Raw genomic sequence first — 25,320 nt, 5'->3', positions numbered from 1 at the left:
GCGCAACTATTGGCTCCGGATTTGGGAGCCACCTTATTAGGTATTTCAATAGATTGACTATAGTAATATCTTATAGGCAATAGATTACTGGTCTATATCAAGAAATTTGCACTCTTGCTATGACCTTAGATGACAGGAAGCGCCCCAGAACAGATATGAAAACAGAGGTGTTAGATAAGAGTATCGTTCTCTGCCGTGCTTGCGATCTGGTCGTGAGAAAGCGCGCTTTGCCAACGGGTGTGCGGGCCCTCTGCCCTCGCTGCCACACCAACCTCTATGATACCCCTTACTGCTCGCTCAACGGAATGTTGGCCCTGTGTATCACGGCGCTGGTGCTCTATTTTCCCGCTAACTTTTTCCCAGTACTTGAGATGCACTTTCTGGGCAGTATTCGCACCACCACCATAGCCGGCGGCGCCATGGCCGTAGCCTCCCAGGGCTATTGGGTAGTGGGCATCGCCGTATTAGTGGCGGCGGTGATCGCTCCCGGCCTGCTTATTCTGTCAATTCTGACTCAGGTGCTGATCGTCAAATACCGACTCAAGGTGCCCTTCTTTCGCAATATCTATAAGAAGCTTCTGAAACAGCACAGCTTATTGGCCCAGCTCTCCATGCTGGAGATCTATATGATCAGCATCTTCGTCTCGGTATTTCAGCTCTCCGATTACACCGACCTCTACTTCGGCATCGGCACCTTCTGTTTCACCATGCTGTTTATCATGGTGATCTTCATGCAGCGGGAATATGACATAGAACATATGTGGGGCGTACTGGATGAGTAAGCTCAGCAAGCCTCCTCAAGGCGAATCATTGGGGCTGACCAACTGCCCTACCTGCAAGTTCCTCTGCCATCTCGAACAGGGCAACTGTCCACGCTGCGGGCAGGCGGTGCAGAGCCGGGATCGCACCAGTGTGCAGAAGAGCTGGGCGCTACTGATCACCGCCGCCATCTTGCTGTTTCCGGCCAACCTCTACCCCATCACCATCATGACCAGTCAGGGGCAGGTTCGCCAGGACACCATCTTCAGCGGCATCAATCATCTGGTGCATCTAGACCTATTACCTATTGCCATTATTCTGTTTACCGCCAGTATCTTAGTGCCCATGTTGAAGATTTTTGGGCTGGCGCTCTATCTGACGGCGATCAGCTATCGCCTGCCGATCTCGAAAAAGACACTCATGGCCGGCTTTCATATCATCGAATGGATAGGCCGCTGGTCCATGCTGGATCTGTTTGTGATCTCCATTACCGCGGCGCTCATAAACATGGGGCAGATTTGGGATGCCAAACCCGCGCCAGCAGCCACCGCCTTCGCCTTGGTGATCCTGCTGACACAGCTGGCGGCAAAAGTATTAGACACGCGTTTACTCTGGGACCGATTGGAATCGAAAGATGACACAAATTGAAACACCAAAAGTCGTTAAGAAAAAACTCTTCTCTCCCATCTGGCTACTTCCACTGATCGCCCTGGCACTCGGTGCCTGGCTGGGCATCAAGAGTATTCGCGAATCCGGCGTCGAGGTGCGCATTCATTTCCCAAGCGCCACGGGGATAGACGTGGGTAAGACGCTGGTCAGATACCAGGGCCTCACCGTGGGTAAGGTGGTTGATATCAGTATCGACGACCAGCTTCAGGGCGTATACGTAGATCTACTGATGGACTACCGCTCGACGCCTTTCCTGCGCGATGAAACCAAGTTTTGGCTGGTGACCCCTAAGGCCTCGATCACCGGCGTCGAGGGGCTGGACGCCCTCTTCTCGGGCAACTATATCGCCATCCAGCCAGGCGAGGGGGATTACAAGAACGAATTTACCGCCGAAGATCAGGCCCCGCCTGTGGCGCCGGGCTCAGACGGCTTGATGATAGAACTCACCAGCGCATCCCTCGGCTCATTAGATGTGGGCTCCCAGGTGTTTTACCGTCAGATCCCTGTTGGCAAAATAGTCAGCTACCGCCTGGTGAACGACGACAGCATCCTCTTCAATGCCTATATAGAGAAGAAATATGCCCATCTGGTGAAGCAAGACTCACGCTTCTGGAACGTCTCGGGCCTGGCGCTGGACGCCTCGCTCTCAGGCATCAAGGTCAAGACAGAGAGCCTGTCGGCTATCCTCGCCGGCGGCGTCAGCTTCTCATCCCAGGGCAGCAGCGAACAGGCTAGCGTCAATCAGACCTTCACCATCTTCGAAGATAAGGAACATGCCCTGGGCGGCATCACCTTTAGCCTCACGGCCAACGATGCCGATAGCCTGAGCACAGGCGCCGACATCGTCTATCGCGGCATCAGTATCGGGCAGATCACCCAGACTCATCTAACAGAAACGGGCGTCAGCTTTGATGCCAGCATCGCCACCCAATACGCCGAGCTGTTAGGCACAGACAGCCAATTCTGGCTCGAGGGCGCGGATCTTTCACTCAGCGGCATCAAGCATGCCAGCCGCCTGGTGACTGGCAATGTGGTAGCCTTCCTACCGGGCAGCGGCGAGCACCAGACCAGCTATCCGTTGCTGGCCAAGGCACCGCAACACTCGCAATCACCGCTCATGCTCAGCCTTAGCGCCGAGGAGAACCCGGGGATCAGGGCCGACGCCGAGGTGCGCTTTAAGCAGCTGCCCATAGGTCAGGTAGATAGCGTTGAGTTTAAGCCTGACTATTCGGGTCTTGCCTACCGCGTCCAGATCTGGCCAGAGTTTGCCAAGCTTATCCATCAGGGGAGCTACTTCGTTGCCGAATCGGCCCTGGCCATCGATGCGTCGCTTGACGGCGTGAGCGTAAACACAAGGGATCTGACCACGCTCACCAAGGGCGCCATCAGCCTGGTGCAGGGCCGCAGCAAGAAGACCGCTAATCCTAGCCAAACGCTGCCGCTGTTTGCCAACACCAAGCAGGCCGAAGGCTATCTCGCCAAGCAGAATCGTCTCAAGATAGTGCTTGGCAGCCCAGATGGTGCCGGGCTCGCCGCCCACTCCCCCATCTACTACAAGAAGATGCAGATCGGTGAGGTGCAGGGAGTCAACTGGCGCGCCAGCAGCGAAGACTTTGCTATCGAGCTGGGTATCGACAAGCAGTTCGCCTCTCTGGTTAAGCCAAGCACCATCTTCTGGCGTAACGGCGCGCTAAGCGTCGATGCCAGCCTCAACGGCGTCAAGCTGGATGTGGCGCCGCTGGAAGGCGCATTAAAGGGCAGCGTCTCCCTTGGACTGCTGGAACAAGACGATATCGACAATCAGAGCCACCTCTATGGCTCAGAGACTTTGGCCCGCGCCAAGGCCACCCCCATTAGCATAGTCTTCGATGCCAGCACCCGCCTGAGCAGTCACGCACCTATCCGCTATCAGGGCCACCAGATAGGCGAAGTGGAGCGGGTCAAGCTGTCACAGGACTTACACAGCGTCAACGTGGATGCCTACCTCTATGGCGACTATGCCGCGCCATTCCTGGCCGACGACGCCCAATATTTTATCGTCGATGCCAACATCTCGCTTTCCGGCGTCACCGCTGCCGAAACCCTGATAACCGGCCCCTATGTGTCTGTGCTACCGGGCCAGAGTGGCAATCAGGTGCATGACTTTATGGGCAGCGTCGAATCACCCACCCTGCTCAGTCAAGATGCCCTCACCTTCACCCTGGTGGATGACAACCTGGGCTCGGTCAAGATAGGCACGCCTATCATCTTTCGCGGCATTAAGATTGGTGAAGTCAAACAGGTGCAACTCTCGACCACGGGCACTCGGGTAGAGATGACGGCGCAGATTGCCAAGGGCTATAGCCATCTGGTGAATCAGAGCAGTCAGTTCTGGGATCTCTCCGGCATCAAGGTCGATCTCGGCCTCTTCTCCGGTGCGCAGATAGAAACCGGCTCCCTTGAGACCATTATCGCCGGCGGCATAGGCGTGGCGACTCAATCCCCCACCACAGCCAATAATCGTATCGGCCAGCATCAGGTCTTTAGTCTGCAAAGCAAACTGGATCCTAATTGGCTAAAATGGGCGCCAAATCAACAAAGTCTGAATTAAGGCTCTCTAGTATAGAAAGGCAGGGCGTCACTTTGGTGGCTATGCTTTAATTAGCGACCGCTTAAAGGGCGTCATCTGCCAACGACAAGACATTGCACCACTTAGCGCCCCTTGATCTACTTGGCGCAAACGAGACCACGTTTTTCTGGAGTCGATATGAGCAAAGATTTGCTGCGCGAAGCCGCAATCAATCTCAAAAGAGCCGTCCCCTTGATGTTAAAGCATCAGATCCCGACGACCCCCACCAACTATGCCCTCTGGTACGCCTACGTAGGTCAGCAAAATCCAGAACTCATCACCAAGATGGACAGAATAGTCAATGAGTACAACACCTGTCCGCCGGTCACCGCCGAGCTGCTCTACCGCGAACATATTGCCGATCCCAGCGAGGTTAATGTGCTTAACATGCGCCAGAACCTGGAGGCCATGACCATAGAGCTGTCGCAATCGATCAAGGATACCAATCAGGACGCCACCGTCTTTCAACAGCGGGTGGACAGTAACTTCAATCGCCTCAATCGCATCGAGGAGGAGGGTCTGAGCCTGGAGAAGGTATTGGGGCTGGTGCGGGATCTGGTGAAGGAGTCAGACGATATTCGCCAGAGTACCGAATATTTTACCGGTCGTCTCGACAAGGCCCAGGAAGAGATCGCCGCGCTTAGAGAAGCGCTGAAACGCTCCGAGCAAGACGTCTACCATGACGCCCTCACCGGCGCCCTAAACCGCCGCGCCTTCGACCAAGATCTCAAGGGCCTGCTGGCTCAATCTCCAGAAGGTACCTGCCTCATCTTGGCCGATGTGGATCATTTCAAGAGTTTTAACGACACCTATGGCCACCATCTCGGCGACAATGTGTTAAAGGCGGTGGCTAAGCGCCTCAACGAATCTTGCCGCGACGGAGTCAAGCTCTACCGCTATGGCGGCGAAGAGTTCGCCTTAATCGTGCCAAACAGCCATCAGCGCAAGGCGCGCCATCTGGCCGACGCCATGCGCCGCACACTTGAAAAGATCTCCCTCAAGGACAGACGCAAGAATCAGACGATCGATAAGATCAGCGCCTCGTTTGGGGTGAGCGAGTGGCAGGCGAAAGACACCTTCGAGTCACTCATCGAGCGCACAGATGGCTTTCTCTACGATGCCAAACGCCTGGGCCGAAATCGGGTGATGCCGCTCTGATCCCTATTCTATGAGCACTGATCCCTAATCTATGAGCGCAAATCGCTAATCTGTGAAAGCTAGACGCTAAGATTGAAGTCGCCCCGATTGCTGACGTAACTGAGGAGACTGATATCCCTGAGGCGACTTATATCCCTGGGGCGACTGAGGTACATTAGATAGCTCAGTTTCCTCAGAGATAGTCGGCGTATCGGGCGATGCGGGCAGACGCGTCGCTACTGCCTCCTCACCCCCATTCTCTCCCTCACTAAGTATGGGCTCGGCGATCACCACAAAGCGCTGACGACTCTGGCCGCCCAGGCTGTCGAAGGGATAACAGGTGACTAAGGTAAGACGCAGTGCATCTTCTTGGGCCAGCAGCGCCGTGTCTTGCTCATCCACCACCTTAGTGCCCAGCACCCGATAACTTATGGTCTCGGCCGAGGCATCCTGCAGGGTGATCACCTGACCCGGATAGATCCCCTCGAGCCTGGCGAAATGGGTATCCCTGTGACCGGCGATAACCGTGTTACCCCAATGATTGATCTGATTATCCGCCAGGATGGCGGCGGGTCCGAAGGCCAGATTGCGCCCGGAGGCGCCCGCCAGCACATACAGCGGCGCGCCGCGGCGCCTCCCCTGCTCGTCCTCAAAGTGCAGCTTGGCGATCGGGTAGGTATCGGCCCAGCTCCACGGCTTATGTTGCTGGCGATCCGCTAAGGTTCTGTCCCATGCCCGCTCGATCAGGAACTGGGCAAAATGTGCCTTGGCTTGCATATAGCCTCCTTTAAAGATCAGTGTCATCGCCGCCATCAAGGCGGTTAGAAGCAAAACATGCCTGAGTCCCAGGCGTCTGCGACGATTCATCATCAGGCCTCCAAGCGTCTGCGCCAAAGCCCGCGCAGACAAGGCAGATAACTCACCCAATAGGCGCCGATCAGGAGCAGCATCATGGCGCCCAGTGCCAAGTAGAGACGACTCTCGGTGGCGGTCTGCGGCCACTGATTTTGCATCGGCATAGGAGCCGGTTTAAACAGTTCCATGGCATCCATAGCCTCGGGGCGTGATGGCGTCCTATCCACCGCCACCAGGCTGGTGTATGGGCTGACCAAGTGGTAATACATCGCCAATCGGGTCACGCTCTCTTTTATCGCCGCCTGATTCTTAGCGTTTTTACTCAGCTGCAGGCTGGCTATCTGATTGCGCGCCCAGATAAGATCTATCCCCTTGGGCTTATCGCCCCCCGTCAAGGCCAGGCGGCGCTGCCAGTTCTTGCCATCGAGATCGCCCGAGATGATCAGGGCATCGCTGCGCGATCTCTGGGCGGGCGTGAGTCGCAGTGCCACCATGATCGGCTCATGGGCATAAAGATCGCCTATCTGCACCGGCCAGTAATCGGGAATCGAGCCATCGTCCAAGGTCAGAGTCACATCGCTGATCTGCGGCGATTCAATCTTCTCCAGCAGCTCACCTATCTTGGCATCCACCTCGCTTATCTTGCCCACATAGGTGTAAGTGCCCCGTCCCGCCCTGGCCGCGCGCTCCATAAAGTAGCCGTTAGGCGCCGCGCCTATACCCACGGTAAACAGCCGCTGGCGGCCGATATTGGCGGCGATCAGCGCAAACAGCGAGGCCTCGTTGCCCACGGCGCCGTCTGTGATAAACACCACCTGTTTCAAACGCTCGGGTTTTACGGCCGAAGAGATGGGCGACACGCCAGATTCTGGCTGACTCAAGGCCCGCAGCAGCGCCGGGGCCATCTCTGTGCCGCCATCGGCCTCCAGGCTCTGCACGAACAGGTTTGCTTTGCCCAAATTGGCCGCAGTGGCTGACAAGGCCACCGGCGACAGGCTGCGCACGCTGCTGTCAAATGCGATCACATTGAAGGTATCTTGGCTGCCAAGGCCGGCTAAGGCGTTTAAGATGGCCGACTTGGCCTGGGCGATAGAGTCCCCCGTCATTGAGCCAGAGGTGTCGATCACCAGGGTCAGCTCTCTTGGCAGGCGCACCCTCGCCTTATCCTGGGGCGGCATCAGCATCACCAGGGCATAACTGTCTTTCGCCTCTTTATCACTCGCTTGCACCTCGGCTGCGTGATTCGCTTTTGCTTCGATCACCACCTGATCATTGTGAGCCTGTGAAGATGCAAGAGATTCTTCATTCTTGAATTCATGGTTCTTGAATTCATGAGTCTTGCCTAATTGCGCAAACATCACGGCGCTTGGCTGCTCGGCGAGCAGCGGCCGCCACTTAAGCAGAAAGTCGCGATCGGGTCGCAGGTTGGCTGTGAGATTAAGCCCTATCTTAGTGCCGCCAAGCTGGGTCTGACGCATCTGATGATAGGGGGTCTCCAGTCGGCTGATGGCCATACCGGCGTCCAGTACCACATCCAGATAGAGCTTCTGCTCATCGCTCTGTGCGCCCTCATTCAGGGCGTTAAGTCCTTGTATATCGTTAACTGACACTTGTTCTAAGTCTGGAGCCTGCCCCTTGGGAAAGTATCTCGGGGTGATTGCCGTAGGAAAACGCAGACTGAACTCGCCATCTTGATAACGCACCTGCTGCTGATAGGCGATCTCCACCACCAGTTCCTCGCCCGGGCCCAGATTCGCCACCTCTGAGGTGAAGATGTTGGGTCTTTGCTGACTCACCAGGCTGGCCTTCTTGCCGCTGGCCTTGGCCTGTTCGAAGGTTTGCCTCGCCACTGCCTTGGGCTGGATCTCACCGATTATCACTCGCTGACCGATATGCAGCTTGAGGTTGTCGACCGCGGCATCGTGAGGCAGCGGAAATTGATAGCGACCATTGAGCCAATGCTCGCTGTCGTTCACAAACACCTGCTTTACCGACACCCGGTTGATCCAACCAGAGATATTCATCTGCACCTGGGTATCCACGGCAAGCGCCGTAGCGGGCAACTTGCTCGTTAGCTGAACGCCATCTAAGCGATACTCGAGCATACCCTGGCCTAAAATGGGCTCATCGGCGGCGGGCAGATCGAAATGGTGCAGTTGCTCTCCATATTTGGCAGCCGTCACATTGACACCGGCCGGTTGACCCATGCGCCCGAAGGCGGGCGTCGTCGAGCCAATCGCGCTGACGCTGAACACCAAGGCGGCGATCACCAGACGCTGGCGAGAAAAAAGCGCCCCCCTCGGGGGGCAAAGGTCGGTCTGGTTCATCCTGATACGCGGGCGTGGCAACATCTTACTTCTCCTTTTACGCGTTGCTTCATGGTGCGGGATCTAGTTAGATGCCAGGGCGGTATCGCCAGGCAGCAACTTGATGGTGACGCGGCGATCGAAGAAGTCATTTTCGAAGCTCTGTTCATCCTTCACCGGCGCGCTGGCGCCATAGGCCTTGGCATCCAGACGGGCCTCATCTACGCCTCTGGATACCAGGTAGCTTCTCACCTCGGCCACGCGCTGCTCTGACAGGGCCTGGTTGTAGCTGCTGTCGCCGCGGCGATCGGCGTAACCGGTGAGATCTAACTTAAGCTGCGGCGAGATCGCCATGGCATCGGCCACCTCGTTGAGCTGACTCTGAAAGTGCGGCTCGACGGTCGATGAGCCCGTCTTAAACTGGACGTTGAGCCCCAGGGCCAGCTCTTCCAAACGGGTGCCCTGATGCTGTCTAAGCTGTGCCAGTTCCACCTTGGCCTCTTGATACTCCTGCTGCACCGTCAGCAGCGCCTCATTTTGCTGCTTGAGCGCCATCATCCGGCTCTCCTGTTCGGCTAACGTGGCCTGCTGCTGTTTGATCTCGCTGTCGTTGGCCACCGTCTGGCCTATCATGCCGCCGGTGAAGGCGCCGATAATCGCCCCCACAGGGCCAGCAACCACTGCGCCCAGCACTATGCCTGAACCCACACCGATAAGTGTCTCTTCATCGGCCGAGCTATTGTTTGTACTTTGAGTCGCTTGAGTTGCGGGGGCAGCGAAAGCCATTGAGCTGCCAAATAACGAAACACTGATTAATGCGGCAATGATCTGCTTCTTCATGGGAAAATCCTCAAGTTGACATGGATTGGTGAATAAGAACCCTGTGGTTCCTGTCGATGAGGTCATTAAACCTGAGTGAAATGGCAAGTCCGGGGTGCAAAAATGACGATGCGCAGACCAAATGTGGCAAGAAAATGGCTTTTACCCCGGGCCACTTTTCTCCCGGGTATTTTGCTGTATAGTCACACTCCAGAAACCCTAAGCTGTAATGGATGGATCATGAAGCGTATTGCAATAGTGGAAGATGAGGCGGCTATCCGCGAAAACTACAAAGAGGTGCTGCAACAGCAAGGCTACTTTGTGCAGGCATACGCCAACCGCCCCAGCGCCATGGAGGCCTTCAACACGCGTCTGCCCGATTTAGCAATCATCGACATAGGCCTGGAAGATGAGATAGATGGTGGCTTTACCCTGTGCCAGTCACTCAGAGCCATGTCGAACACCCTGCCTATCATCTTTCTGACCGCCAGAGACAGTGACTTCGACACCGTCTGCGGCCTGAGACTGGGCGCCGACGACTATCTGAGCAAAGATGTCAGCTTCCCCCACCTGATCGCCCGCCTCGCGGCGCTATTTCGACGCTCGGACATCCAAAATGGTGCCAACCCACAAGATGGCATGATCGAGCACGGTAACCTGACCATAGATGTCAACCGCATCCAGGTCTACTGGAAGCAGCAGCCTATCGAGCTGACGGTGACCGAATTTTGGATGGTGCACGCCTTGGCCAAACGCCCAGGCCATGTACGTAGCCGTCAGGCGCTGATGCAGGACGCCAAGATCTATGTGGATGACAGCACCATCACCTCCCACGTGAAGCGGATCCGTAAGAAATTTATCAGCCAAGACCCAGAATTCGATTGCATCGATACCGTCTACGGCATGGGCTACCGCTGGGATACCCAAGACTAAGCATGTTTAATCTGCCCATCGGCCTGCGTACTAAGGTCGCAGTACTCTCTCTGTTCCTGCTCTGCCTGCCTTGGCTGGGCTATCAATATGTGTGGGAGATGGAAAAATACCTGCGCCACGGCCAGGAAAAGACTCTTGAAGGCACCACCCAGGCGTTAGCCACCGCCCTGCATGAACGCCCCAAGCTGTTCGACAAGCAGGCGAGCTTCTTGTCACAGGTAAAAAAGGGGCGGGATCTTTACGCCTATCCCTTAACCGGCCCTATCCATCTGGATGGCAAGCTGGGCGAATGGGCCTCTAACCGCCACCGCGCGGTGACCTACGGCGCCGATCACCAGCTGTTTAAGGCCGATGACGGCAAGCCCCTCAACGTCAGTTTCACCCATATGGTGGGCAAGTATGCCGGCTACCTCTATGGCTATTTCGAGGTGACAGATCCTAAGGTGATCTACCGCGGCACCAACAGCCTGCGCATCGACAACAACGATCATCTGGCCATCGCCACCCTGGCGCCCGACGGCCAGTTTCGCCGTTACATCGTCGCCACCATACGTGACGGCTGGATCAGCGCCTTCGAGCTGCCCGCCGATCCCCGCAAGTCACAACCCGTTACTCCAGAGGTACGCATTCAGGGCAAGTGGCTGAAGACAGATAAAGGCTACAACATTGAGCTGAGGATGCCGCTTGAGATGGTGGGCAGCAAGCTGGGCTTTGCCATCGTCGATGTTAACGACAGAAAGACGCGTAACGTCGAGGCGATCGTCGGCACCTCGGCCACGGATGATGTTACCAAGCTGGGGACTGTTTTGGTGCCTTCGCCAGAGATCGAAAGCATCATCAAGGGGATGAGTCACAACAGCTCACGGATCTGGGTGGTGGATCGCCACGGCCGGGTACTGGCAAAATCCGGCGATATCTACAGCAGCACCAATGTGTGGGCGCAGACGGCAACCGAGCAGACACCCGACACCTTCTGGGGCCGCTTCAAGCAGCAGTTCCTGCACCCGCTCTACTATCGCATTCTGACCACGCCGCCTAAGCATTTCGTCGACTCGCTCAAAGACTCTACCGTGCTGGAGGGTAGCCATATCCGTAAGGCCCTGGCAGGTCAGTTTGGCTCTACCTGGCGCCTCAGCCCAGATGGCAAGGCGGTGATCCTCGCCGCCGCCAGCCCCATCTGGATAGACGAAACCGTGATGGGCGTAGTGATCGCCGAGGAGACTACCCACGGCATTCGCACCCTGCGCAACAAGGCGCTGGAGAAGCTGTTTAACGTGATCCTGACCGTGATGAGCATGGGCACCCTGGCACTCTTCTTCTTCGCCTCCAGCATCTCCAGCCGCATCCGTAAGCTGAGGGACGATGCCGAGCAAGCGATCGACAGCCAGGGGCGGATCAGAAAGGCGATTGTCGGCTCTAAGGTGCGCGACGAGATAGGCGATCTCAGCCGTAGTTTTGCCAGCATAGTCGGCCGACTGAGCCAATATACCCACTATCTGGAGAACATGTCGTCGCGCCTCGGTCATGAGCTGCGCACCCCGGTCGCCGTGGTGCGCTCGTCCCTCGAGCACCTCAACAGTCAGGATCTGCCGCCGCAACATCAAAAATATGTTGATCGCGCCCACGAAGGGGTGAGCCGCCTCAACATGATCCTCAACAACATGAGCGAGGCGACCCGTCTCGAAGAGGCACTGACCGACGCCGAGGTGGACAACTTCCCCCTCTCCAAGGTGATCTCAGGTTGTATGCAGGGCTATCAGATGACCTATGCCAATCAGGTATTTGAGCTGGAGATAGACAAAGACCCCATGACCATGCGCGGGGTGCCCGAGTATATTGCCCAGTTGATGGACAAGCTGATCGCCAACGCCATCGAGTTCAGCCAGAGCGATACGCCGATTAAGGTGTCACTCAAGGCCAAGGGCCGTCAGGCGCTGCTGAGCGTGAGTAACCTGGGGCCTTCGCTGCCCGCCAACATGGGCGAGCAGATCTTCGAGTCCATGGTGTCTGTGCGCGCCCAGAAGGCGCAGGACAAGCCTCACCTGGGTCTCGGCCTCTACATCGCCCGCTTGATCACCGATTTTCATAAGGGCAGTATACGCGCCGAAAACTTGATGCAGGATGGTCAGGCCACCGGCGTGGTTATCCATATCCGTCTGCCGCTGGAGGCGCAATAGCCTCCACGCTAAAAGGGCAACCACTCCAATAAATCTCACTTTCATTTAGCCGTATAGATGTTAAGATGGCTGCATTGAGTTGCCAACACGAGAGTATGGGATGAAAAGAGAGACCAAGATAGTCAGCGTCGGCCGGGACAAGAAATGGAGCAAGGGAGTGATCAACCCGCCGGTATTTCGCGCCTCCACCGTGGTGTTCGACACCATAGAGGATATGCGTCATGCCACCAAGAACCGCGCCAACGGCGAGATGTTTTATGGTCGTCGCGGTACCCCAACCCACTTTGCCTTCCAGGCGGCCATCGCCGAACTCGAAGGCGGCGTAGGCACCGCCCTCTACCCTTCAGGTTCGGCGGCCATCTCAGGCGCCCTGCTCTCCTTCCTCAAGGCTGGCGATCATCTGCTGATGGTCGATACCGCCTATGAACCCACTCGGGATCTGTGCGACAAGCTGCTCAAGGGCTTCGGCATAGAGACCACTTACTATGATCCCCTCATAGGTGATGGCATAGAGGCGCTTATCCGCCCCAATACCAAGGTACTGTTTCTCGAATCTCCCGGCTCCATCACGCTAGAAGTGCAGGACGTGCCGACCCTGAGCGCCATCGCCCATCGCCACAATCTGGTGGTCATGCTGGATAACACCTGGGCCTCACCCATCAACTGCCGCCCCTTCGATCTGGGGGTGGATATTTCGATCCAGGCGGCGACCAAATATATCGTCGGTCACTCGGATGTGATGCTGGGAACCGCCACCGCCAACCAGGCTCATTGGGACCAGCTCAGGGAAAACAGCTACCTCATGGGCCAGTGTACCTCGGCGGATGATATCTATCTCGCCAGTCGCGGCCTGCGCACCCTGGGAGTACGCATGGCCCAGCATGAGAAGAATGGACTAGAGGTCGCCAACTGGCTGGCCACACGCCCAGAGGTGGATCATCTGCGCCACCCCGCCTTTGACTCCTGCCCAGGACATGAGTTCTTCAAGCGGGATTTCAGCGCCTCCAACGGCCTCTTCTCCTTCGTGCTCAAACGCGGCAATATCAAGGCGATCACCGCCTTCGTCGAAGGCATGGACCACTTCAAGATGGGCTTCTCCTGGGGTGGCTACGAGAGCCTGATCTTGGGGGTCTTCGGTATCGACAAACTGCGCACCGCCACCCAGTGGGACAGCAGCAAGCCGCTGATCCGCTTGCATGTGGGCCTGGAAAATCCTGAAGATCTCATCAAAGATCTCGAGGCCGGCTTCGCCCGCTACAACGCGGTATTGGATGGCCAGAGCGACTAGCGCCTCACCTGAATAAGCTTAAGGATCCCCCATAAAAAAAACGCCGTCAGATGACGGCGTTTTCTTTGTTTTAATTACCTGCAGGTTTTTCCGATTCACGCTAGTGAGTCGCTGGCGCTTCGTTTTGCGCCGCAGGCGCTTGCCAGGCCTGCGTGCCATACAGGGGCACGGTCGACAGGCTGTGCTTATGGCTGCCATCTGTCTCCTTGGTGGAGTATGAGAGATAGATCAGCGTCTGGCTGTCGGCGTCATAGATGCGTCTCACCTTGAGAGATTTGAACAAGATACTCAGTGAAGCCTTAAACACCACCTCGCCGCCGTGGCTCTTGTCGATATTGGCGAGATCCGCAGGCAAAATAGGCCCTGTCTGACGACAGGCGATCCCCATATCCGACGGATCGGCAAAGTCCAGATTCGCCTCGATACGACTGATGTGACAGGTCACGCCGGGGATCTTAGGATCTTGCCTGGCCTCGATGATCACATCCTTGGTGGTAAAGAGCCCCAGGCTCACCTTGCCCACATCATCACCGCAGCCGGTCAGCAGGCTTGTTGCTGCAACAAACATGATTCCAATCCAAGCTTTCATCTTCATTCCTTTTTGCCTTGTTGTCTCGTTGTTTTGTGGTCTTATTGCCTTGACGCCCTAACACCTTATTGCGTTAGCCAAATACCTTCTGCGCCCAGCGGGTTAGTCCGGCGGTCACACTGCCAAAGTGGTCACCGACCACTATCTCAGTCTCAGGATACATCTGGGCAATCTTTTGGTAAATCGCCGGGCTCTTGGCCGTACCGCCGGTGACATAGATAATATCGGCCTGTGCCTTATCCGTCGCTTTAGCCATTGCCTCAGCCATTAAGGACTGGATCAAGCCCACAGGCTGAGCGATTGCATCAACGAAACCTTGCTGATCGACTTCGGCAACCAGCACAGCATCGACATAATCCAGACTCGCCTGAGTGGCGGCATCATCTGACAGGGCAATTTTCGCGCCCTCGGCGCTGCGTACCAATCGATAGCCGAGCTGATCCCGTTGCACCTTGAGCAGGCGCGACAACAGATCCGCCCGCTCGGCATCCTTTATCAGCTCCTCAATCATCTTGCGGCTGGTCAGGCTGGCAAAGTCACGCTGGGCGCTGATGTCGTTGACCGCTACCGCATTCCAGAAGGGTTGGCTGGGCACTGGTAGGCCATTGACCATCTGAGACCCCAGCCCAAGGTGGGGCATGAAGGCCTTCATCGCCAGGGCGATATCCAGATCGTTACCGCCGATACGCTGGCCGCTGTGGCCGAGAAAATCCTCACTGCGATCCGCCTTAGCGATATGAGATGGCCCCATCTTCACCACAGAGCAGTCAGTGGTGCCGCCGCCCACATCGACCACCAGCACTGTCTTGTCCTGGGTCAGGCTAGCCTCGAAATCCATCCCCGCCGCCAAGGGCTCGAACAGGAAACTTACCTCGATGAAACCCGCGCGTTTAGCCGCCAGCGCCAGGATGGCTTCGGCCTGACGATTGCTCTCCTCGCCGCCTATCCCCTGAAAGTTGACCGGGCGACCGATCACCGCGTGGGTGGCTCTTCCCTTAGCGCCCAACTGCTTATCCGCTAAGGTCTTAATATGCATCATCATCAGGGTGACGATATCTTCAAACAGGGCTATTTGATCCGCTCGTAGACCGGTTGCGCCCAGGAAAGACTTGGGCGAGCGCACATAGAAGCCCTCTTCGGGCATCTCAAGATAATGGGCCACCGCCTGTTCACCGACAAACACCGCCTGCTCATCGCCGTCGAGATCCAGCGCCTGACGGGCATGACGGGCCCGGCTCAGCTGCGCCGAGCGTAGCTTGGCATAATCGGCCTTCAATTCACCAGCTAGCTGCTGATAGACGGCCTCGGCAATCAGCTCACGGTCGAAGGCATACAGGGTCGATACTAGGTAGTGAGAGTCCCCCGCCAGGGGCAACAGCTGCACCCTTTCCCCATCCATAATGCCGACGGCGCAGTTGGCGCTGCCATAATCGAATCCAACAAACATGCAAAGCGCTCCCGCCCATGAAAAAGCCGAGCAAAATAACACACTCACCATAAAAGACAAGCGGCCGACTCAAATACCCACCACCCAAGCGCCTACAAAAGCTCTTACAAATGCTCACACAAATATTGACTATGGGAAATCGACTAAACTTAAAGGGATATTGGGAGTCGTTATGCACTGCTTAAACCGACGTTCACTGAGTGTTATCCTCCTGCTCTTGCTAATCGCGCTGAGCCTGGGTAAGAGCGTGTCGGCCGCAGAGGAAAACAGTGAGTCCGCGCAGCAAACCACGCCCCAACCCATCCCCCTGCTGCAATTTAGCGGCGCCATAGGCCCTGCCATAGGCGAATACTTAAGTGAGGAGATAGAGCACGCCAATCGCCTGCCCGCTGAGCAGCGACCCGAGCTTATCATGATAGTGCTAGATACCCCCGGGGGGCTGGTCACGAGTCTCAGAAGCATCAATCAGGCGATCCTTGCATCCAAGATCCCAATCGCCTGTCTGGTAGCCCCGCCAGGCGCCAGGGCGATGAGCGCCGGCACCTATATGCTCTATGCCTGCCATATCGCCGCCATGGCCCCCACCACCACGCTAGGCGCGGCGACGCCAGTGCAGCTGGGCATGCCCTCATCACCTCAAGACTCTGGTTCTGGTTCCGGTTCAGGTTCTGGCTCTGATCCCAAAGAATCTGGCTCCCAGGATAAGGCAGCACAAAAGGATGGCATGGGTCAGTCTCCTCCCGAGTCAACGCCAAAGGACAACAAGGATGCCATGGCCCACAAGGTGCTCAACGATGCGGTGGCCTATATTCGCTCCCTGGCTAACCTGAGGGGGCGTAACGTCGAGTTTGCCGAGCGTGCGGTCATCGATGCCGCTACCCTCACCTCAGATGAGGCGCTGGCCCAGAATGTGATCGACCTGATAGCGGCCGATCCACAAGAGTTGGTTGCCAAGCTCGAAGGCTTCAGCGTGGTGGTGGATGGCAAGGCTAAGCGCCTGTCCCTGACAGGGGCGAATCTGGCTCCCCATCAGCAGAGCTGGCGCAATCGCGTTATCGCCACCATAACCGATCCCAATATCGCCTATATCCTGATGTTGATCGGTATCTATGGTCTGCTGCTTGAGTTTTACAGCCCTGGCATAGGCGTCGCCGGTGTCACCGGCGGTATCGCCCTCTTGGTCGCCCTCTACGCCTTTCAGCTGCTGCCGGTCAACTACGCCGGACTTGGACTTATCCTGCTGGGCATAGCCCTTATCGTCGCCGAGTCCATGGTGCCCAGCTTCGGCATTTTGGGCCTGGGTGGTATCGCGGCCTTCGCCCTGGGCTCGCTGTTTCTTATCGATGCCGAGGGCGGCGATCTCTCCATCTCACTGCCGCTGATTGCCGCGGTGACGGTTACCGCGTCGGGTTTCTCTCTCTGGGTGCTCTCCAGCCTGTGGAAGGCGCGCAAGGCTGCCAACGTCAGCGGCGACGATCTGCTCATCGGCGCCAGTGCTAAGGTGGTAAAAGGCTTCGAGAAGTACGGCCTGGTCACCCTGGGCGGCGAGTGTTGGCAGGCCAGATCCGATACCCAGACCCAGACGGGTGAGACGGTTATCGTACTTGGGCGCGACAAGCTTACCCTGATCGTCACCCCAGCGGAGACGCTGCCCGAATCAGACAATCCTTAGGAGGTTGATATGCAAGCCTTAGCCTACAATACCCAGCTGTTCTTCGTCGCCCTCGTCTTCCTGCTGGTGTCACTGCTGATCAGCACCTTCAAGATCCTGCGGGAATATGAACGCGGCGTGATCTTCATGCTGGGCCGCTTCTACCGGGTCAAGGGCCCTGGCCTCATCATAGTGATCCCCCTGGTGCAACAGATGGTGCGGGTGGATCTGCGCACCGTGGTGATGGATGTACCGACTCAGGATGTGATCAGCCGCGACAACGTCTCGGTGCAGGTCAATGCGGTGATCTATTTTCGGGTGATAGACGCCCAGAAGGCGATCATCAATGTGGAGGATTTTCTGCAGGCCACCTCACAGCTGGCGCAGACCACGCTGCGCTCGGTACTCGGGCAACATGAGCTGGATGAGATGCTAGCCAATCGCGACATGCTCAACACAGACATTCAGTCGATCCTCGACAGCCGCACCGACGGCTGGGGGATCAAGGTCTCTAACGTGGAGATAAAACATGTGGATCTCAACGAGACCATGGTGCGCGCCATCGCCAGACAGGCGGAAGCAGAGCGTATTCGTCGCGCCAAGGTGATCCACGCCTCGGGCGAGATGGAGGCCTCGGCCAAGCTGGTAGAAGCGGCGCAGAACCTGAAAAAATCGCCCAACGCCATCTTGCTGCGTTACCTGCAGACCCTGACAGAGATCGCCGGCGAGAAGAATTCGACCATCCTCTTCCCCCTGCCGATGGATCTCCTCAAGGGGGTGCTAAACCGGGTTAGCGACCAGGAGGAGACCCCGGCAAAGAAAACGGAAGACTAATGGCCGAAACGGGTGGCCTCGAAGCGGTTAAGCAGCAGATGCACCAGGTAACAGGCCATCAGAGTAAGCACTATGGCGCCTAAGATACTCGCGCCGCGATAGAGGCTGCTGTAGATGAGATCGTTCGCCGGCGTCAGGTTTTGCCCATAGAGGGCACCCATGGTGGTCATGGCGCCGAATCCCACCCCAGAGCCCATCGCCTCGGTCACATGAGCCTGACTAAACAGCAGGGTCACCAACCAGAACAGCGGCAGCAGGAGCATCAGCTCATGGGCCCAGGTATAGAGCAGCAGCTGCATCAAGAGGCCACAGGTCACCCCGAGTATGGTACCTACGGCGCGGCGTCTGGCATAACCCAGGGCGCCGTTCCAGTGCATGGGAAAGAGTAACAACAATGTCGTCGCCTGGGCCGCCAGAGAATCACGCAGATCAAACACCTGAAACACGGCGAAGGAGATGGTGGCGATAGTCGCCCCCATCAGCGCCTCGTGACGCATGCGATGGGGCGCCTTAGGCATAGCAGCCATAGGCGCCCGTGCATCGACGTCGGGAAACAGGTACATCATCAGATAGGCGATAAGCACGGAAAAGCCACAACCCATAAAGTTATTGATCGCCAGCTCTGTCACATCTGTATCCGGGTAGCTGGCAAAGTGCAGCATGATGCTTAGACTAATTACCCCGGTGGCGCCAAACAGAAACAGGCTGCCACGGGACATGCAGGCAAAGCGATAGAGAAACAGCAAAAAGGCGACGATAGACATCACTATCGGGTGCGAGCCCAAATACTCGGCCAGCAGCGCCACCTCTATGATGGCGATGGCGGATGAGGCCATTACCTGTCGCACCACATGCAGCGACATCTTAGGCAAGATCCCCAGCATCAACATGGGCAGAACGGTAAAGAAGACCCCGTAGTTAAATTCCAGCACCTTGCAGCTGAGAAAGCCCAAGGTGGCGCCAGTCGCGATACGCAGACACTGGCGCAGATCGTTGGCACTTAAGGGATGATGACGAATTAACACGCTTCGCCCCTAGTAGATGTAATGCAGCAGGCTGATGAACTTGATCTGCACCTTGGCAAACAGCTCATAGATAACATTCCTTGGCTGAAGCTGCACGGTTGCCTTGGCGCCGGCCGGCAGGGTTATGGCCACATCGGGGGCCAGCTCCAGGTGAAGACGGAAACGCTGGGCATCTCGCACCCAACGGTTTGACTCGGTTGGGGTCGCCAGACGTCCATTGGCATCGAACTGGGCCTGACTCACACCGGCATCGACACTGCTGACGCTCGCCTGAAACAGCTCGCCCGGGCGACCATCGAAGGCCACCAGCGCGGTCGCACCTGGGGCGATGTGGCGCAGGTTCTTCTCACGAAAATCGGCGATCACATCCACATTATCCAGCAGCAGCGCCATGACAGGCGTCGACTGATTCACCATGTTGCCCGAGGCCAGCTGCACGTTGGTGACCACACCATCGTGTTCGGCGCGGATCTGGGTATAACTCAGGGCAAGTCGCGCCTGAGACAGACGATTCTTGGCCTGACGCAGCTTGAGGTTATCCTCGCCCGGTAAGCCCCTCAGGGTCTGTACCTTAGCCAGCTGCGCCTTGGCGGCCAGCAACTGTGAGCGACTGGCTTTCACCTCAGTTTGGGCCTGATCGATCATCTGCTGCGACACGCTCTGATTGGCATAGAGTGATTGAATACGTTTGGCCTCACGCTGCTTGAGCGCGTAGGCGATCTCCTTGGCGTTCACCTCGGCAGTCGCGGCGGCAATCGCCGCATCTAACTCGGCGTTATCTTGTCTCGCCTGCTCCAGCGCCAACTCGGCCTGCTCCTGGGCCAGTAGGAAAGGGGTAGCATCTAGGCTAAACAGCAGATCGCCCTGCTTCACTTTCTGGTTGTTGGCGACCTGTACCGAGACGACTCGGCCACTCACCTGAGGCGCGACCTGGGTAATGGTGCGCGTTGCCATCGCCTGGGTGGTCAGCGGCATCTTAAGGTCGGCCACCAGGAAATAACCAAACAGCAGGATAAAGCCAATGCTGGCAAACTTAACTAAACGGGCAAATTGCTGATCCGGTGTCATGCTTTCTACTTTTCCTCTTTAACTGTGGCGGTGGGGTGTAATTTCTTTACGGCGTTTTCGCTGATGCGGTTGAGCACAAATTCGAACGCCTCGAGCTGCTCTGGGCTGACGCCCTGATAAAGCTCGGCGCGCAGATCGATAATGCGCTGACGGATGAAGGCCAGCAGATCCAGGCCGGCCTGGGTCAGGGAGACGCGCCGTACGCGTTTGTCATGCTCGCAGCAGTGACGCTCGATAAGGGCCTGCTGCTCCAGCTGACTCAGGGTGCGCATCAGGGACGCCAACTCTATCTCGAGTGCCTCGGCCAGATCTTTCTGACTGGTCTGCTGGCCCATGCGATAGAGTTTCCAAAGCACACTCCAGCGGCTATGGGTCAAGCCCAATGGGGCAAGCTCGGCATCGGCGACCATGCGCCATAGTCTTGCGAGCCTGGCGACTCGCTCCGCGTTGGACGATTCGGCCCAATCTCGATTTTCTGCAGTCATCTTGATCCTCATTGCTGGGTAGCGACACCCGACAAATTACTTAGCATGCTAAGCATTATATTTATTTAGCAGGCTAAGTAAATAGTGAAATGAAAATAAATTACATCCAGGGTCTGCATCGCCTGGCGCCCTCGCCCACTAAGAAATTTGAAAATAATGACTTAGGTGAGTTTTGGGTTATCCATAAAAACAGAATATGAGAGGTAGAGAAACTGAGGAGAAAAGGTAAAGGAAACTAATTTAAACAATTAAAAATTAAAGGTTATAACGAGTTTCTCGAGATATATAACCTAGATAAAAAGGACACTGGGTAAAGCGTAAAAAGACAATTTGGTCGGCGGTAGTCAAGACCTTACGTCTTAGCCTTCACGGCACTTGGTTCAAGGCAACTAGCTCAAACGCAGCTACTGACTTCTCTTCTACTCACCCAAATCAGTCAACCCAACGCAGCCAATAAAAAAGCGAGCATTGCATAACACAACACTCGCCTTTGCTTCTTACTCTGAATACATTGGCTCAGACTCTAAAAACTGAAAGGCTATCTACATCCTCGCCAATACTGCTCATCAAACAGACAGGTCGCCCGATGCAACTCATCTCTAGCAGCCCTTTAAGTATAGAAGCTGTTCTGGCTTTTCGCCCAAACAATCGTGCAGATATCAGAGCCGACCAGTTAGCCTTCCTGGTGCTGGCGCTGTTTGCGCTCGACCTTGTCCTGACGGCGCGCCTCGATCACTTGCTTCACATCGCTGCCGATATGGCTCTCGCCGCGTGACTTGGCCAGTTGCACCTGACGCTCACGCTCGACGAAACGCTTGCGCTGCTTGTCAGACAACTTGTCTATGCAGTGTGGGCAGCTTACGCCCTGCACATAATGCTCGCTTTGTTTGTCTTCTTCGGTAATAGGCAGACGACAGGCATTACACTGGTCGTACTGTCCCTTTTCCAGCTGATGGTTAACCGACACGCGATTATCGAACACGAAACACTCACCTTCCCAGAGGCTCTCTTCGGGCTTAACCTCTTCCAGATACTTAAGCACACCGCCCTCAAGGTGATACACCTCATCGAACCCCTGCTCTTTGAGGTAGGCAGTGGATTTCTCACAGCGAATGCCGCCGGTGCAGAACATGGCGACCTTCTTGTGTTGCTTAGGATCCAGATTCTGCTTCACATAATCGGGAAACTCTCTGAAGGTCTGGGTCTTAGGGTCGACCGCATTCTTGAAGGTGCCTATGTTGACCTCATAGTCGTTACGGGTGTCGATCAGCAGTACCTCGGGATCTGAGATCAGCTTGTTCCAGTCCTTAGGCTTCACATAGGTGCCCACCACCTTACGGGGATCTATGCCTTCGACCCCCATGGTGACTATCTCTTTCTTCAGCTTAACTTTAGTGCGATAGAAAGGCATCTCATGGTCAAATGACAGCTTGTAGACGATATTATCCAGCCCTGGCTGGGCGTCTAACCAGGCCAGCAGACTATCGATCCCCGCCTGACTGCCGGCAACCGTACCGTTGATCCCTTCACTGGCCAGCAGCAAAGTTCCCTTGATCTCTAAAGATTCCATCTCCTTCAGCAACGGCTGCTGCAGGGCTTCGAAGGCCGGCAGGGAGACAAACTTATATAACGCACAAACTACAAACTGAGACATATCAACCTCTTAAACTGCTCGCTGAGGCTTAATCCCCAGTGCATGGATAGGCGCGCTCACAAACTAAGAATAAACCCAAGCATGAAGCTGAGAATAAACCTAAGTATCAACCTAAGCATGACCATAAGTGACATGGCGCGCAAAATGGAGGCGAATTCTACCTAAATCACAGTTAAACAAACAGGCAGAAAAAGTAAGGGTATTTTATTACCCCTCGCACGGGCGCTTACTCATAACCACTAAACGCCATTCGGGGTTGCGATTTGGCGCAAAGCCATGAAGAATAGCGCCAGCAATCAAGGAGACCCCATGGCCTACCCCACATTATATTCGTTTCGTCGCTGCCCCTATGCCATGCGCGCCCGCCTGGGCCTCTTTCTCGCTGGCCAGGAGGTGGAGCTCAGAGAGATAGTGCTCAAACATAAGCCCGAGCCCATGTTAGCGGCAAGCCCCAAGGGCACTGTACCTGTGCTTATCCTAGAAGATGGCAGCGTCATCGACGAGAGCCTGTCGATCATGCTGTGGGCGCTCGGTAAGAAAGCCAAAGAGGGAGATGAGAAAACAGCGGCGCTGCTCCTCAGCCATGAGCCTGGCCAGCAACAAGCGGCCATGGCACTGATCGCTGAAAACGACAATGAATTTAAGCCCTGGCTGGATAAGTATAAGTACGCCGATCGTCATCCAGAGCAGACGCAAGAAGACTATCGCGCCCAGGGCGAGCGCTTTATCGCCAGGCTGGAAGCCAGGCTGAACGAACATGCCCAGCTGATGGCAGACCTTCCAACCCTCGCCGACTATGCCATCTTCCCCTTCGTGCGCCAGTTTGCTCACGTGGATAATAACTGGTGGCAACACGCTCCCTACCCTAAAGTACGCGCCTGGCTCGCCAATCATATCGATAGCCCAGTCTTTACCGCCATCATGAAGAAATACCCCACCTGGCTCGACAGTGGTGAGAGCTTCTCACTGCTAGAAAACTAACCGGGAGCATACAAAAAAGGCGCCCTCAGGCGCCTTTATCCTTCCTTAGCTGTCTATGCCGAATTTCACTGCAGCGACAGCTGATACACGCTGGTGCTGCCGCTCACCTCATTGCCTATGATCAGCAGCGGCTTACCGTTGGGGCTGTCGGCCGCGGCCACGAAGCTCATCCCCTCTGGGCCGAGATCCCCCGCCGCCCCAGGCGAACCTGTGATGTCGCTGCCATCGATCTCGAAGCCGACCTCGAAGTCACGATTAACCACATAGTCGACAAACTTCACCGCAAACGGGTTGGTGATCTCATAGATCATGAAGCCAGAGGTGCGCTCCAGGCCGATGAAGGCGTAGCGCTTACCCTCAATCTCACCAATCGCCAGCGCCTCGGGCTCGGCGCCCTTATCGTCGCTGCGGCTGTCGCCCTTGTTCTCTTCGTTATTGTTGTTGAAGTTCATCCCCAGCAGCGCTGCCGTGATGCGGGAGAAATCGCTGCCGCTGTCGAACACCTGCTGACCGTTTTGATCCCAGATAGAGAATGAGCGACCGCCGTAGGCCACTATCTTGTCGAAGTCGCCATCACCATCTTCATCTCCCATTGAGGTAGTTACCTTAAGGCGCGCCAGCTGCGTTTTGTCCTGGGCCGCGGCAAACTGCGGATGGTTAGCATCGAGCGTGAGGTCGTCGGCGCGGGCCTCTTCGGAGAAGCCGCCATAGTCACGAGAGTCCCCCTCGTTGGCCGTTACCACAAAGTCGCTGCCATGCCACTGGTAGCTGGCAATAGTATCGGGCTGATACAAGCCAACCACGCCCGGATAGGCCTGAATATTGACCCTGTCATCCTTGTCGCTGGCATCTATCGCGTTCTTCGCTAAGCCAAAATCCTTAAAGCCCAGAGGCCAGATGGCCTTGACCGCTTTGCTTGGAATGTCGATCACCGCGATGGCGTTGTTTTCCTGCAGGCTGACATAGGCGAGCTTATCGTCTGGCGATACGCTGATATATTCAGGCTCCAAGTCTTGCGCGCGGCTGGCACCCGGGCCGTTGATCTTGATATCGCTCGACAGCTCGGCTTCGCGCGCGCCGCCTAGATTAAAGTCGCTGAAATCCAGTAAGGTCGCGCTGGTCGCCGGCACGCCATCGGTCACAGCTATGATGGCCACCGTGCCTAGCGGATCGACGCTGTAGTCATCGCTCGGCTCACCTTCGCCGGCCACCAATACTTGCTTGCCATCATGGCTAAATACGACATTGTCTGGCAGTGCCCCGACCTCGACACCATGGATAAGGCTTGCTTCACCGGCGCTATCGATGTGATAGAAGGCGACATAGCCCATCCCCTGCTTGCCGTTGCCCGCCTCATCGCCGCGCTCTATGGCCACCGCCAGCAGATCGCCATAAATAGCTAGGCTATTTACGCCGCCAAGACGAGCCAGGCCAAGATCTTGCGCCACATCCAGCACAGCCTGCTTAGGCAGGTTATTGAGCACCAGGGCATCGCTGCCTGCTACCGGGATTGCGGCTAAGTTGGCCGCATCGACGATATCCACCATACCACTCTGGGCATTCACCACGAAGATACGTTTACTCGCCACATGAAAACCGACGATCTCCGCGGCGCTCTGACCATAGACGCCAGACTCATAACGCCCCACCAGCTCGGCGCTAAGCCCAGATACCGTCTCACGGCAAAGGTATTGAGTCTGCTCGGCGTTAACTTCATCGCTGTCCAGCACGCCATTGCCATTGAGATCCAGGCCTGTCTGTATCATCTGTCCACCGAGTGGACACTCAAGGTCGCCCGCAGGCAGCTGGGTAAATGCAACCAGGCTACTCGCGCCGTTTGTGCCATTGCTACCATTTGCACCATCTTTGCCGTCATCGCCGCTACAGGCCGTCAGACCCAAAGTTGCCACGACCACAGCTATCGCCGTTTTATTCATCTTGTTATTCATTGCCGAATCCTTTTGCTTGCCCTGAGTACGCCTAAGTAAGAACCGCCAAGCGGCGGATAAATAGGCTATAAATTGCGCTAAGCTAA

20 protein-coding genes are annotated in these 25,320 nt (G+C 56.2%); 10 read left to right on the top strand and 10 right to left on the bottom strand.

Annotation, left to right across the window (positions count from 1 at the left end):
* Positions 1–155 precede the first annotated feature (155 nt).
* The 4 genes from K0I63_RS09205 to K0I63_RS09190 all read left to right on the top strand — a co-directional run bounded on the left by K0I63_RS09205 (position 156) and on the right by K0I63_RS09190 (position 5,194).
* Positions 156–782, top strand: a complete 627-nt coding sequence (locus tag K0I63_RS09205) for a paraquat-inducible protein A (protein WP_041406612.1) — start codon at positions 156–158, stop codon at positions 780–782.
* A complete protein-coding gene (locus tag K0I63_RS09200) occupies positions 775–1,407 on the top strand; it encodes a paraquat-inducible protein A (protein WP_011865595.1) in 633 nt (210 codons plus the stop codon). Before K0I63_RS09205 ends, K0I63_RS09200 begins: the two co-directional genes overlap by 8 nt.
* A complete protein-coding gene (locus K0I63_RS09195) occupies positions 1,394–4,018 on the top strand; it encodes a PqiB family protein (RefSeq protein ID WP_220083218.1) in 2,625 nt (874 codons plus the stop codon). The genes K0I63_RS09200 and K0I63_RS09195 overlap by 14 nt, the downstream gene beginning before the upstream one ends.
* 156 nt (positions 4,019–4,174) lie before the next feature.
* The gene (locus K0I63_RS09190) at positions 4,175–5,194 is read left to right on the top strand and encodes a GGDEF domain-containing protein (protein WP_011865593.1); all 1,020 of its coding nucleotides are present in this window, start codon (positions 4,175–4,177) and stop codon (positions 5,192–5,194) included.
* 66 nt (positions 5,195–5,260) lie between these two features.
* Here K0I63_RS09190 and K0I63_RS09185 read toward each other — a convergent pair whose 3' ends face one another.
* From K0I63_RS09185 to pdsO, 3 genes are read right to left on the bottom strand one after another with little or no spacing between them, the layout of a single operon-like run.
* Positions 5,261–6,043 (bottom strand): class GN sortase, encoded by a 783-nt coding sequence (locus K0I63_RS09185; RefSeq protein ID WP_258406977.1) that lies wholly within the window; start codon positions 6,041–6,043, stop codon positions 5,261–5,263.
* On the bottom strand, positions 6,043–8,379 hold the full coding sequence (locus K0I63_RS09180) for a marine proteobacterial sortase target protein (RefSeq protein WP_220083217.1): 2,337 nt from the start codon (positions 8,377–8,379) through the stop codon (positions 6,043–6,045). The genes K0I63_RS09185 and K0I63_RS09180 overlap by 1 nt, the downstream gene beginning before the upstream one ends.
* 39 nt (positions 8,380–8,418) lie before the next feature.
* Positions 8,419–9,174, bottom strand: coding sequence for a sortase-associated OmpA-like protein PdsO (gene pdsO / locus K0I63_RS09175; protein WP_220083216.1), 756 nt, complete (start codon positions 9,172–9,174; stop codon positions 8,419–8,421).
* Positions 9,175–9,393: 219 nt separating this feature from the next.
* Here pdsO and pdsR point away from each other — a divergent pair, with 219 nt between their 5' ends.
* From pdsR to K0I63_RS09160, 3 genes are all read left to right on the top strand, one after another.
* Positions 9,394–10,086: a proteobacterial dedicated sortase system response regulator gene (gene pdsR, locus K0I63_RS09170; RefSeq protein ID WP_011865589.1), complete on the top strand. Its 693-nt coding sequence runs from the start codon at positions 9,394–9,396 to the stop codon at positions 10,084–10,086.
* Between the two features lie 2 nt (positions 10,087–10,088).
* Positions 10,089–12,263 (top strand): proteobacterial dedicated sortase system histidine kinase, encoded by a 2,175-nt coding sequence (gene pdsS / locus K0I63_RS09165; RefSeq protein WP_220083215.1) that lies wholly within the window; start codon positions 10,089–10,091, stop codon positions 12,261–12,263.
* Positions 12,264–12,363: 100 nt separating this feature from the next.
* Positions 12,364–13,551: a cystathionine beta-lyase gene (locus K0I63_RS09160; protein ID WP_220083214.1), complete on the top strand. Its 1,188-nt coding sequence runs from the start codon at positions 12,364–12,366 to the stop codon at positions 13,549–13,551.
* A gap of 100 nt (positions 13,552–13,651) precedes the next feature.
* On the opposite strand, the gene K0I63_RS09155 is transcribed toward K0I63_RS09160, so the two are convergent.
* The gene (locus tag K0I63_RS09155; RefSeq protein ID WP_220083213.1) at positions 13,652–14,146 is read right to left on the bottom strand and encodes a CreA family protein; all 495 of its coding nucleotides are present in this window, start codon (positions 14,144–14,146) and stop codon (positions 13,652–13,654) included.
* Positions 14,147–14,213: 67 nt separating this feature from the next.
* Positions 14,214–15,587: a molecular chaperone gene (yegD, locus tag K0I63_RS09150; protein ID WP_220083212.1), complete on the bottom strand. Its 1,374-nt coding sequence runs from the start codon at positions 15,585–15,587 to the stop codon at positions 14,214–14,216.
* A gap of 172 nt (positions 15,588–15,759) precedes the next feature.
* On the opposite strand from yegD, the gene K0I63_RS09145 reads away from it, so the two are divergent.
* Positions 15,760–17,259: an NfeD family protein gene (locus K0I63_RS09145; protein ID WP_220083211.1), complete on the top strand. Its 1,500-nt coding sequence runs from the start codon at positions 15,760–15,762 to the stop codon at positions 17,257–17,259.
* 9 nt (positions 17,260–17,268) lie between these two features.
* A complete protein-coding gene (locus tag K0I63_RS09140) occupies positions 17,269–18,072 on the top strand; it encodes a slipin family protein (RefSeq protein ID WP_220083210.1) in 804 nt (267 codons plus the stop codon).
* On the opposite strand, the gene K0I63_RS09135 is transcribed toward K0I63_RS09140, so the two are convergent.
* The 4 genes from K0I63_RS09135 to trhO form a co-directional block, all read right to left on the bottom strand.
* Positions 18,069–19,097: a DUF2955 domain-containing protein gene (locus tag K0I63_RS09135; protein ID WP_220083209.1), complete on the bottom strand. Its 1,029-nt coding sequence runs from the start codon at positions 19,095–19,097 to the stop codon at positions 18,069–18,071. The genes K0I63_RS09140 and K0I63_RS09135 overlap by 4 nt on opposite strands.
* A gap of 9 nt (positions 19,098–19,106) precedes the next feature.
* Positions 19,107–20,165, bottom strand: a complete 1,059-nt coding sequence (locus K0I63_RS09130; protein ID WP_220083208.1) for an HlyD family secretion protein — start codon at positions 20,163–20,165, stop codon at positions 19,107–19,109.
* A gap of 5 nt (positions 20,166–20,170) precedes the next feature.
* Positions 20,171–20,650, bottom strand: a complete 480-nt coding sequence (gene slyA, locus K0I63_RS09125; RefSeq protein ID WP_220083207.1) for a transcriptional regulator SlyA — start codon at positions 20,648–20,650, stop codon at positions 20,171–20,173.
* A gap of 673 nt (positions 20,651–21,323) precedes the next feature.
* Positions 21,324–22,304: an oxygen-dependent tRNA uridine(34) hydroxylase TrhO gene (gene trhO / locus K0I63_RS09120; RefSeq protein ID WP_220058333.1), complete on the bottom strand. Its 981-nt coding sequence runs from the start codon at positions 22,302–22,304 to the stop codon at positions 21,324–21,326.
* A 309-nt stretch (positions 22,305–22,613) separates the two neighbouring features.
* Here trhO and K0I63_RS09115 point away from each other — a divergent pair, with 309 nt between their 5' ends.
* Positions 22,614–23,285, top strand: coding sequence for a glutathione S-transferase (locus K0I63_RS09115; protein ID WP_220083408.1), 672 nt, complete (start codon positions 22,614–22,616; stop codon positions 23,283–23,285).
* 65 nt (positions 23,286–23,350) lie between these two features.
* Here K0I63_RS09115 and K0I63_RS09110 read toward each other — a convergent pair whose 3' ends face one another.
* Entirely contained in the window at positions 23,351–25,234 is a 1,884-nt protein-coding gene (locus K0I63_RS09110; RefSeq protein ID WP_220083206.1) for a choice-of-anchor I family protein, read from the bottom strand.
* Positions 25,235–25,320: the final 86 nt, after the last annotated feature.

The sequence above is a fragment of the Shewanella rhizosphaerae genome (assembly GCF_019457655.1).
Classification (GTDB): Bacteria; Pseudomonadota; Gammaproteobacteria; order Enterobacterales; family Shewanellaceae; genus Shewanella; species Shewanella loihica.
Note: the sequence above shows the minus strand (reverse complement) of the source record. Positions and strands in the feature narration are given on the sequence as shown.